This window comes from Methylobacterium indicum (assembly GCF_001043895.1).
GTDB classification, from domain to species: domain Bacteria; phylum Pseudomonadota; class Alphaproteobacteria; order Rhizobiales; family Beijerinckiaceae; genus Methylobacterium; species Methylobacterium indicum.
Genome location: NZ_JTHF01000197.1, coordinates 1 through 10,503 on the forward strand (window position 1 = coordinate 1; position 10,503 = coordinate 10,503).

12 protein-coding genes are annotated in these 10,503 nt (G+C 71.6%); 8 read left to right on the forward strand and 4 right to left on the reverse strand.

Annotation, left to right across the window (positions count from 1 at the left end; translation table 11 throughout):
* Positions 1-242 precede the first annotated feature (242 nt).
* Positions 243-1,442, reverse strand: a complete 1,200-nt coding sequence (locus tag QR78_RS22320; RefSeq protein ID WP_048429793.1) for a branched-chain amino acid ABC transporter substrate-binding protein — start codon at positions 1,440-1,442, stop codon at positions 243-245.
* 272 nt (positions 1,443-1,714) lie between these two features.
* Here QR78_RS22320 and QR78_RS22325 point away from each other — a divergent pair, with 272 nt between their 5' ends.
* Entirely contained in the window at positions 1,715-2,668 is a 954-nt protein-coding gene (locus tag QR78_RS22325) for an IclR family transcriptional regulator (RefSeq protein WP_244276584.1), read from the forward strand.
* A gap of 7 nt (positions 2,669-2,675) precedes the next feature.
* On the opposite strand, the gene QR78_RS22330 is transcribed toward QR78_RS22325, so the two are convergent.
* Positions 2,676-3,047 (reverse strand): hypothetical protein, encoded by a 372-nt coding sequence (locus tag QR78_RS22330; protein WP_048429784.1) that lies wholly within the window; start codon positions 3,045-3,047, stop codon positions 2,676-2,678.
* A 102-nt stretch (positions 3,048-3,149) separates the two neighbouring features.
* On the opposite strand from QR78_RS22330, the gene QR78_RS22335 reads away from it, so the two are divergent.
* The 3 genes from QR78_RS22335 to QR78_RS22345 all read left to right on the forward strand — a co-directional run bounded on the left by QR78_RS22335 (position 3,150) and on the right by QR78_RS22345 (position 5,715).
* The gene (locus QR78_RS22335) at positions 3,150-4,052 is read left to right on the forward strand and encodes a GGDEF domain-containing response regulator (RefSeq protein WP_048429785.1); all 903 of its coding nucleotides are present in this window, start codon (positions 3,150-3,152) and stop codon (positions 4,050-4,052) included.
* A 240-nt stretch (positions 4,053-4,292) separates the two neighbouring features.
* Positions 4,293-4,754, forward strand: coding sequence for a GNAT family N-acetyltransferase (locus tag QR78_RS22340; protein ID WP_048429786.1), 462 nt, complete (start codon positions 4,293-4,295; stop codon positions 4,752-4,754).
* Positions 4,755-5,052: 298 nt separating this feature from the next.
* Positions 5,053-5,715 (forward strand): LuxR C-terminal-related transcriptional regulator, encoded by a 663-nt coding sequence (locus QR78_RS22345; protein ID WP_048429787.1) that lies wholly within the window; start codon positions 5,053-5,055, stop codon positions 5,713-5,715.
* A 377-nt stretch (positions 5,716-6,092) separates the two neighbouring features.
* On the opposite strand, the gene QR78_RS22350 is transcribed toward QR78_RS22345, so the two are convergent.
* Positions 6,093-6,797 (reverse strand): class I SAM-dependent methyltransferase, encoded by a 705-nt coding sequence (locus QR78_RS22350; protein WP_048429788.1) that lies wholly within the window; start codon positions 6,795-6,797, stop codon positions 6,093-6,095.
* A gap of 102 nt (positions 6,798-6,899) precedes the next feature.
* Here QR78_RS22350 and QR78_RS22355 point away from each other — a divergent pair, with 102 nt between their 5' ends.
* The 4 genes from QR78_RS22355 (at position 6,900) to QR78_RS35065 (ending at position 9,478) form a co-directional block, all read left to right on the forward strand.
* Positions 6,900-7,550 carry a GntR family transcriptional regulator gene (locus QR78_RS22355; protein WP_048429789.1) on the forward strand — a complete coding sequence of 217 codons (651 nt, stop codon included), beginning with the start codon at positions 6,900-6,902 and terminating at the stop codon, positions 7,548-7,550.
* Positions 7,551-7,653: 103 nt separating this feature from the next.
* Positions 7,654-8,211 carry a biotin transporter BioY gene (locus QR78_RS22360; protein ID WP_082171781.1) on the forward strand — a complete coding sequence of 186 codons (558 nt, stop codon included), beginning with the start codon at positions 7,654-7,656 and terminating at the stop codon, positions 8,209-8,211.
* Positions 8,208-9,203: a biotin synthase BioB gene (gene bioB / locus QR78_RS22365; protein ID WP_048429791.1), complete on the forward strand. Its 996-nt coding sequence runs from the start codon at positions 8,208-8,210 to the stop codon at positions 9,201-9,203. Before QR78_RS22360 ends, bioB begins: the two co-directional genes overlap by 4 nt.
* 137 nt (positions 9,204-9,340) lie before the next feature.
* Positions 9,341-9,478, forward strand: a complete 138-nt coding sequence (locus QR78_RS35065) for a hypothetical protein (RefSeq protein WP_158004066.1) — start codon at positions 9,341-9,343, stop codon at positions 9,476-9,478.
* Here the strand turns inward: QR78_RS35065 and QR78_RS22370 are convergent.
* A partial coding sequence (locus QR78_RS22370) for a DUF2336 domain-containing protein (protein ID WP_048429792.1) occupies positions 9,451-10,503 on the reverse strand: 1,053 nt, incomplete at its 5' end. The genes QR78_RS35065 and QR78_RS22370 overlap by 28 nt on opposite strands.

Below are 10,503 nucleotides of genomic sequence, written 5' to 3' on the forward strand. Positions count from 1 at the left end.
CGCCCCTTTCCCGGACGACTGCAGCGTCAGCGGAAGGAGATCCGGGATCCAGCGTTAAAATTCGCGAAGCGTCCGTTTGTCTGCAACGTTGCAAAGATAGAGCCGCTTCGCGGCACTTCTTGCGCTGGATCCCGGATCTCATTCCGCTTCGCTGCAGTCGTCCGGGAAAGGGCCGTTCAGCTCGGATCGTTCGCAACGCGTGAAGCGGCACCCCATTCTCTTGAGACGCCGCCCTCCCCGCCTCAGCTCGGCCGGTCCATCTTGCAGGTGGTCGGGAGGATGGTGTCCTTCGCCTCGACCACGCCGTCGCCGGTCCAGCCCCAGCCGGTATTCTCGCTGTCGAGGACCGTCTTGGTGTCGACCGGCCCGAAGCGCGAGATGTAGATCGGCTGGAAGATCTGGTGATCGTCCGGACGCATGAAGCTGTCCTTGCCGTAGAGCGTGTCGTTGTGGATGGCGTCCATCGCCTTGGCGACGGCCTTCGGGTCGGTCGACTTCGCCGCGAGCGTCGCCTTGGCGAGGATGTTCATCAGGTTGACGACCCGCGGGTAGGTCAGTTCCTGGCCCGTCTTGGCGCGGAAGGCGGTCTCGAAGTCGTGGCCGGCCTTCGAGTCGATGTTGGGATAGCCCTCGGAGATCTGGTAGACGTGGTCGGGCAGGTTCGCCTGCTTGATCGCGGTCGGACCGCCGGCGCCGCCGCCGTAATAGGTGTAGAACTTGGCCTGGAGCCCGGCATCGCCGGCGGCCTTGAGCAGCAGCGCCATGTCCTGCGCCCAGTTGCCGGTGATCACGGTGTCGGCGCCCGAGGCCTTGATCTTGGCGATGTAGGGCGAGAAGTCGTTGACCTTCTGCAGCGGCGCCACCTCATCGCCGACGATCTGGATGTCGGGCCGCTTCTCCTTCAGCATCGCCCGGGCGGCGGCGCGCACCGCCTGGCCGTGCGAGTAATCCTGGTTGATCAGATAGACTTTTTTGATCTCCGGCTTGCCCTTGATGTAGTTGGTCAGGGCCTGCATCTTGATGTCGGAATTGGCGTCGAACCGGAAGTGCCAGTAATTGCACTTGGCATTGGTCAGAGCCGGATCGACCGCGGCGTAGTTGAGATACAGGATCTCCTTGCCGGGATTGCGGTCGTTGTATTTGCCGACGAAATCGATCAGCGCGGCACCGACCGAGGAGCCGTTGCCCTGCACCACCACGCGGGCGCCGGAATCGATCGCCTTCTGAAGCTGGACGATGCTTTCCTGCGGGTTGAGCTTGTTGTCGTAGCCCATCACCTCGAGCTTCAGGTCCGGGTTCTTGGCGTTGAGCTGGTCGGCCATGAACTGGAAGGTCTTCAGCCCGGCCTCGCCGGTGCTGGCGCCGCCGCCGGAGAGCGGATCGACGAAGGCGATCTTCAGATTCATCGGCGCGGCGAGCGCGGTCGAGGCCGCCAGGGCCATGAGGCCGGCGGCCGTGATGCGCGCGAGGGTCTTGACCAAGGCGTCCTCCTGGAATGGCGTTCCGGATATTCTTGGTGACGCGCCGTGTTCGGCGTCGCCCGGGGGTCGATGCCCCCTTGTCGTCACGACACTGCCTCCCCGTCTCGGACCGGTCAAGTCGCGAAATGTCGATCCGCATCGCGAAACAGGTTGCCGATTCGGTGTCCGCCGGTCACCCTAGGCTGCAATCCGGGGCGCGCCGACAAGCCCCGGGGCGAGAGGGAGGCGGCAGCATGGCACAGGCGATGGCGGCGCGCGCCGGCACGGTCACCCGGGGCGCGGCCAAGGACGGTGTGGCCAAGGGCGGTGTGGCCAAGGACGCGCCGGCCAATGACGCGGCGGCCAAGGATTCCCTGGTCGAGGACCCTTCGGTCAAGCACGCCGCGGTGGATATCGTGAAGGAGGAGGCGGCGGAGCCCGAGGACGGCGATCGCCAGTTCGTCACCGCGCTGGCCCGCGGCCTTCAGGTGCTGCGCGCCTTCCGGGACGCCGCCGAGATGCTGGGCAACCGCGAGATCGCGTCCCGCACCGGCCTGCCCAAGCCCACGGTCTCGCGCCTGACCCATACGCTCCTGTCGCTGGGCTACCTCGTCCACGATTCGGAGGGCGAACGGTACGGGCTGGGTCCCGCGGTCCTGGCGCTCAGCTCGGCCTTCCTGCGCCAGAACTCCTTCCCGCAGATGGTGAAGCCGTTCCTGCAGGACCTCGCCACCGCGGTGCAGGCCCACGTGGCGCTGGGGCTGCTCGACGGGCTGTCCAGCGTCTACGTCCAGCTCTGGCGGGGCCAGGGCCAGCGCATCGTCTTGTCGAGCGAGGTCGGCTACCGTCTGCCGCTCGCCCGCAGCGCCATGGGCATGGCGACGCTGTCGAGCCTCGACGAGACGGAACGGGCGGCCCTGATGCTCCGCCTGCGTCGCGACGGCGCCGACGGCGCCCGCCTGGACGAGACCTACCGGCGCTGCGCCGACGAGATCGCCACGCACGGATTCTGCGTCGGAATCGGCATCTGGCACCAGGACATCAATGCCGTCGCGGCACCGATCCAGGCCCCTGGCGGGCGCGGCCAGTTCGCCCTCAACATCAGCGGTCCGGCCTTCCTGCTCACCGAGGAGGTGCTGCGCACGGATACCGGTCCGCGGCTGATGGAGACGATCGGGCGCATGCGCGCGCTGGGCATCGTCGATTGAGGGCGCCCTACCCCTCGCCTGCCTCCTCCTCGATCGCGGCGAACCACGCCGCATAGGGCGTGTTGCGGGCGAGGTGCCGGTTGTAGTCCGGCGTCCCGTCGGTCCACCACGGGGGGCCGCGCTCCCCGAGGCCGTGCTTGGCGGCATCGACCGCGGCGCGCGCCTCGGCGAGCGCCGCACCGCCCTCCGCCTTGGCGTCGCGCACCGCCCGGCGGGCCCGCATCAGGGCGGCCACCAGGGCCTCGCGCTCCACCGGCGCGAGGCCCGGATCGCTGCGCCGCCACAGCTGCCCGCGCACCACGATGTAGCGCCCGTCCGGCGTGACCGGGGGCGAGGACGGAGCCGTGGCCGTCGTCGACGGGGCGTGGCGCTGCGTCACCGTAAGCTCCACGATTGTGCGGGCCGCCTTGAGGCGACGTTAAACCTTCGGGCGCAACCTTTTCGCGGGATGCGGGGGCCTTTCCTCCTGCCCGGGGGCGTCATGCACATCGTCGTCGTCGATCCGAGCCGGGTCGTGCTCAAGGTCATCAGCGGGCTCCTGACGCCGCGCGGCCACACCGTGGACACCTTCACGGATTCGCGCGAGGCGCTGGACTTCGTCACCGACAACGCATCGGTGACCGCCCTGATCACCAGCCTCGAGGTGCGGCCGATCGGCGGCCTCGAACTGTGCTGGTCGGCCCGGCTGCTCGCGGATGCCCATCGCCCGCTCTACATCATCACCATGTCGTCGGCCCGCAACGCCCGCAACCTGGCGGAGGCGCTCGACAGCGGCTCGGACGACTTCATCGACAAGCCGCCGAGCCCGGAGGAGCTCTATGCCCGCCTGCGCGCCGCCGAGCGGATGACCGGGATGCAGCGGGAGCTGATCCGCCTCGCCGAAACCGATTCCCTGACGGGGCTCCTCAACCGGCGCGCCTTCCTGCAGCGGGCCGGCGAGGCGGCGGACCGGGCCGGCGCCCACGGGCGGATCTCGATGATCCTGGCCGATATCGACCAGTTCAAGTCGGTCAACGACCAGCACGGCCACGATGTCGGCGATACGGTGATCCGCGGCGTCGCCCAGGAACTTTTGACGGAGGCCGGCGGCCTCGCCGGGCGCCTCGGCGGCGAGGAATTCGCCCTCGCCCTCCCCGGCCGGACCCTGGAGGAGGCCGAGGCCGCCGCGGGGCGGCTGCGGCTGCGCTGCACGCAGCTGCGCTTCAAGGGCCAGCGCGGCCCGGTGCAGATCACCGCGAGCTTCGGCGTCAGCACCTGGTCGGAGGGCGAGACGATCGGCGGCCTGCTCAAGCGCGCCGACATCGCGCTCTACGAGGCCAAGACCACCGGCCGCAACCGGGTCGTCTCGGCCGCCACCGACCTGATCCTGGCGCGGGCGGGGTAACGCCCCGCGCAACCGGTCCGGCCGGGAGGCGGCGCGCCCGAGAGCCGGCGGCGCCCCGGCCGGCCGCTGTGCGGGCCCGACCCTGCGACGGGCCCCGGTCCGGGATCGCTCACCCTCGGCGGAACTGCACGGCGCAACCCTGCCGAGTTTGTCTTTGCTCCCTTTGTCGCCGCGCCGAGCCGGCGACCGCTTGCGAGAATGTCGCTCAGGGTGACGCGTCGTTCGCGCTATGCTGCCCGCATGGCCGCACCCGTTACGATCGGCGTCGAGACGCCCCTGCAAGCCGAGGTATCGGCCCTCCTGTCGGAGGCGGGCAGCGTGGGGGCACGCCTCTATCCGGCCGGAGAGCATCGCCCCATCGCACCTGAAAGCCTGGCCGTCCCGGGCACCCGCCTCCTCGTCTCGCGCATCGCCGGCGAGGCGGTCGGCCTCTGCGCCCTGATCGCGCGCGGCGGGGGCACGATCGAGCTGAAGCGCCTGATCGTGAGCGCCGCCGCTCGCGGGGCCGGCGTCGGATCCGCCCTGGTGCGGGAGGCCGAGACCGAGGCGCGCCGGCTCGGCGCCCGGATCGTCGTGCTCGAAGTCGGGACCCGCAACGTCGAGGCCCGAAGGCTCTACCGCCGGGCGGGCTTCGCACCTCGCGACCCGTTTCCCCCGTACCGGGCGCTGCCGGCCAGCCTGTTCCTGGAAAAGGTTCTGTGACGGCCGGCGGCGCCGTGCCGGCCCGCCCTGATCCAATGCGGGAAAGTACCGAGGCCGACGTTCCAAACCGGGGCGGCGCGGCGGCCCCTGCCGGACCGGTCGCCGACGCTCCGAACCCCTCCAATCGCGACATCCTGCCGCGGAGTCGGTCTACCTAGGCACTCTTCCCCTCGGCGGCGGCGTCCCGACGCCGCTCGCCCGCCCGAACGCGGCCCGTCCCGGCCCGGGTGGAACGCCGCTTGAACAGTCTCCGGCATGGACACCGCGCCTGTATCGCGCTGGAACGGAGGCAAGCGGCATGAGTGACGCCGTCAAGGTTCTGATGATCAACGAGCCGTCGGATCTGGGCGCCGCCTTCCGGGCGACGCTGGAGCACGACCCGGCCCTGCGGACCATCGGCGAGGAGGAGCTGGCGGAGGCGGATGCGCCCTGCATCGTCCTGGCCTTCGCGCCGGAGGTCGGCCCGGCGGCGGTGGCGGCGCTACGCGAGCGGGCCCCGCAGGCCCGGATCCTGGTGGCGTTCCAGGCCGCCGACGCGGCGGAGATCGGCCGGTTCGCGGCCTCGGGGGCCGATGCCTTCGTGGCCCGCTGCGCCCCCGCGCGCGAGATCTGCGCGGCGATCCTGGCGCTCGCCCGCGGCCTGCCGCTGCACGCGGGCGAGCCGGAGGTGCCGGCCTCGGAGGCGATGGACGCCGAGAGCCTGGGTCTCACCCCCCGGGAGGCCGAGGTGCTGCGCTTCCTCAGCGCCGGCTTCAGCAACAAGGAGGTGGCCCGCCGCCTCACGGTCAGCGTCCGCACCGTCGAGACCCACCGGCTCAACCTGCGGCGCAAGACCAAGACCGGCCGGTTGAAGGATCTGGTTCAGCTCGCCCGCCAGATCGGCCTGGCACCGGTCCTCGACAGCGAGGCACGCCCCCTGCGGCGCATCGCCCACGAGGCGCACCGGGCCGCCTCTCATTGAGACGCGGCCCGGGATCCGGCGATCCGTTCGGGATCGCCGTCGCTCTAAGGCCGGCCTGGTGGCCCCGGTCGGATGCGTGGAAGTCGGGAGGCGACATGCGATCGACGCGCCCGCCGGCCCGGGCAGGGGATCAGAGGTGAGCAATCGGCCGCCAAACTTGTCCGTTCGTCGCCCGGCAAGCTCGTCGACTCGCATCAAGGCAAGACACGAGCGACGGCCGAGCGTTGCGCACATCGGATTGCCGACAATAGGGCGCACCGTCGAGTGCTATATTTGACGTTCGGTCTTTAGAATATGGACCCATCCGCGGGCAAGCAGGATGAATGTGGTGCCGCGCCTGCCGGACGGTGACGCTCGACGAGGCGGAGCGACCGAGATCAGCGTGCCGGCTTCTCCCACTCCATCATCAGGAACCACGGCACGCGCATGTAGCGGGCGACCTTCGCCGGATCGCCGCCTTGCGGCATCGGCTCGTCGAAGTGCCGCAGGACCAGTCCCTCCCCCAACAGGAGACCCATGGAGAGCGAGAGCGGCCGGTGCCAGTTGTGGACGCGGATGCCGTGCCACTCCGCCCATTCCGCCCGCTCCTCCAGGTAGCGGTCGATCCGGAAGCGCCGGTCGCCGTCGGAATCCTCGGTCCAGCGGCCGGCGGTCGCGAAGCTGTTGAGGTTGGCGATCAGGAGAGTCCCGCCGGGGGCGAGCATCCGGGCCATCTCGGGGATCGCCGCGCGAATGTCAGGGATGTCGATCAGCGTCAGGTAGCTCACCACGAGATCGAAGGCCCCGTCGGCGAAGGGCAAGGCCTCGGCGCGGCCCGGGAGGTAGGTGCCGGCGGGATCGCGGTCGCGGGCCCGGCGCAGCAGGGCGTCGGTCGGGTCGATCCCGACGCTGGCGATCCCGAGTTCCTGCATCCGGCGGCAGAAGCGGCCCTCGCCGCAGCCGACATCGAGCGCCCGGCGAAAGCCCCGTCCCCGGAGGCGGTCGAGCATCGGGGCATCGAGCACGCAGGCGCGGCCGAAATCACCCGTCTCGCCCATATCGGCGATCCAGGCGGCGGCGGACTCGTTCCAGCCATCGCTCATCGTCGGCCTCGCTGATTCCCCGACGGCAGAGGTTCGCATGCCCCGGCCTCGCGGGCCATGGCCCGGGTGACGTGGGGTCCATGCTCGATTATCGATAATTCCATGACGACAGCCAAAGACGAACCGATCGCCGTGCGGATCAGCCGGGCCCTGGCCGAGCGCATCATCTCCGGAGGCCTGGCGGCGGGGTCGCGCCTGCGGCAGGACGCGATCGCAGAGGAATTCGGCGCCAGCCACGTCCCGGTCAGGGAGGCCTTCCGGCGCCTCGAAGCGCAAGGGCTGGTGGCGAGCGAGCCGCGCCGCGGCGTGCGCGTCGCCGGCTTCAGCCCCGACGAGGTGCGCGAGGTGGCCGAGATGCGCGCCGCCCTCGAAGTGCTGGCCCTGCGCCACGCCGCCCCGCACCTCACCCCGGCGATCCTCGACCGGGCCGAGGCCGCGACCCGGGCCGGTGACCGGGCCGGGGGCGACGTCCAGGCCTGGGAAGAGGCCAACCGCGCCTTCCACCGCCTCCTCCTCGCGCCCTGCGGCATGCCGCGCCTGCTGAAGACGATCGACGACCTCCAGGCCGCCAGCGCCCGTTTCCTGTTCGCCGGCTGGCGCGCCGAATGGGAGGCGCCGACCGACCGCGACCATCGGGCGATCCTGGTCGCCCTGCGGGCCGGCGATATCGACACGGCGGCGGCCGTGCTGGGCCGGCACGTCCAATGGGTCGGGAACCGGCCCGCCCCGGCAGCGAACCGCCACGGCGGCTGATCGGTAATTATCTATTATCCGAAGTCGATATTGCGTTTGAATCGCGGCTGTGGATCTCTCGCGTCGTCTCGACACGAAAATTATCTATGAAATGGAGATCCCGATGAGTGCCCTCGCCGTCGGCGTCGCGCCCCTGCGCGTCGCCCGCACCCTCGCCGTCGTCGTCGCCGGCGTGCTGCTCGTCACGCTCGCGGCGAAGGTTCAGATCCCGTTCTGGCCGGTGCCGATGACGCTGCACACCCTCGCCATCATGGCGCTGGCCGTGGGGCTGGGGCCGCGCCTCGCCGTCGCGACGATGCTCGGCTACCTCGCGGCGGGTGCCGTCGGCCTGCCGGTCTTCTCCGGCACGCCCGAGCGCGGGATCGGGCTCGCCTACATGGCCGGGCCGACCGGCGGCTACCTCGCGGGCTATCTCGTCGCGGCCGGGCTGACCGGGGCGTTGAGCACCGGGCGCGGCCTCGTCGGGCGGATCGCCGCCATGCTGGCCGGCCTCGCGGTGATCTACGCCCTCGGCCTCGCCTGGCTGGCGCTGTTCGTGCCGGCCGACCGGGTCGTCGCGCTGGGCCTCCTGCCCTTCCTCCTCGGCGACCTCGTCAAGGTCGGCCTCGTCGCCGCCGGGTTCTCGGTCCTGCCGGGCCTGCGCCGGACCCTCGCCCGATGAGTGCGACGACCGGCACTCCCGAGGACGGGGCGATCCGGCACGACTGGCGCACCGACGAGATCGTGGCGCTCCACGACCTGCCGCTCCTGGAGCTCGTCGGCCGCGCCAACGCCGTCCACCGCCGCCGCCACGACCCCAACCGGATCCAGCGGGCGAGCCTCCTGTCGGTGAAGACCGGCGGCTGCCCGGAGGATTGCGCCTATTGCCCGCAATCGGCCCATCACCGCGGGGTCGACCTGACCCGCGACCGGCTGATGGACCCCGCCGTCGTCCTGGCCCAGGCGGCCCGGGCCAAGGCGGCGGGGGCCGATCGCTTCTGCATGGGGGCGGCCTGGCGCCAGGTGCGCGACGGCGCGGAATTCGACGCCGTGGTCGCGATGGTCGAGGGCGTCCGGGCGCTCGGCCTGGAGGCCTGCGTCACCCTCGGCATGCTGAAGGCCCACCAGGCGGCGCGGCTCGCCGAGGCCGGGCTCACCGCCTACAACCACAACCTCGATACCGGCCCCGACTTCTACGACCGGATCATCACCACCCGCACCTACCAGGACCGGCTCGACACCCTGGCGACGGTGCGGGAGGCGGGAATCGGCCTGTGCTGCGGCGGTATCGTCGGCATGGGCGAGGCGGTCACGGACCGGGCCGGCCTGCTGCGGGTGCTCGCCGGGATGACGCCCCATCCCGAGAGCGTACCGATCAACGCCCTGGTGCCGGTGGAGGGGACGCCGCTCGCCCGGCGCCCGCGCATCGATCCCCTCGACCTCGTGCGCATGGTGGCGACGGCGCGCCTCGTCCTGCCGGCCTCGATCGTCCGGCTGTCGGCGGGCCGTGCGCAGCTCGGGCGCGAGGCGCAGATCCTGTGCTTCCTCGCCGGCGCGAACTCGATCTTTGCCGGCGACACCCTGCTGACGACCCCGAACGCCGAGCCGGACGAGGACGCGCTCCTGTTCGCCGCCCTGGCGCCCCGGACCGGGGCCGAGGCGATGCCGGCCTGACCAAGTCCCGGCGGCGTCCCACGATCGGCGCCGCCGTCGTCATCCCGCTCTCGACACGACGACGTTTGCCGCGCCCGGGTTGCGGCCCGGGCGCGGCGCATCGTAATCTTCGTCCGATCTTGATTCGCGAGGCTTCGATGAGCGTCACCGCCCATTTCATCCCGCCGATCCATCCCGACACCGTGACGATGTCTCTCGCCGGCTACCTCGCCGCCGCGGTGCTCTGTGCCGACCGCAGGGCGGTCGCTCAGGCGGCGAGCCGCGGGCGGTCCTGACGGTAGCTCTCCATCAGGGCGGCGGGGATCGTCTCCAGCACCGCATCGACCGCGGCCTCGCTCGCGAGCGCACGGGCGAGGCCCCGCGCCTCCTCCCGCGCCGCCTCGGCATCGAAGCGGTTGAGCAGGGCGACGATGGCGTGCGCCTCCGCGAAGGGCAGGCGCTCGCAGGCCGTCACGGCGCGCTCGATCATCCGGCGCGACAGGCCGGCGGTGCCGCTCTCGCGCAGGCCCGTCGCCTCCTCGTGCCAGGCCGACATCGCCGCCGCGAAGGCGGGTTCGAGGGCGGGCGGCAGGCCGGCCCGGCGATAGAGCGCCGCCATGCCGCTGCCGCGGGGATCGTGCAGCAGCCCGGCGACCCGCGCGGCCGCCAAGCCCGAGAGGTCGGTCAGCGCCGCCTCGGTGAAGGCCATCCGGCCCGAGAGCATCGCCCGCAGGATCAGGCCCGGGGTGAGCTGGCCGGCCTGGCGCAGATAGGCGACGAGGCGGGCGAGGTCGGTGCGGTCCGAGCCCTCGGCGAGGCCGAGCGTCGTGCGTTCCCGCGCCTCCCGGGTGACCCGCTCGCTGCGCTCGGCCGAGAGCCAGCCGCAGCCGGTGACGAAGGCCGAGAGCGTGCTGGCGAGGCGCGCGGTCACCGCCTGGCGCACATCGACCGGCAGGTCGGCCCGGGCGAGCAGGGCCTCGCGCAACGCGGCGTCGTCGCCGTGGCGGTCGACGATCCGCATCAGGCTGTTGCGGGTGATCTGCGCGCCGGGATTGGCGGCGAGCGCCCGCAACGCCGTCGCGCCGGCGATCTCGGAGAGTGCCCCGCACAACATGGGCGAAAGGGTGGGCCGGTTGGCGATGGCGATCCGGCCGGATTCGTCGCCGACGGCGGCGCAGTCGACGAGATCGGCATCCGACAGGACCGGCGAGCGGGCGAGCACGAGGCCCGCGATCTCGGCCTGGTCCTGGGCCAGAGCCACCACCAGGGTGCGGGGCGCCTCGGCGGCATTGGCGCAGGCCTCGGCGAGCGCCCGGCGCAC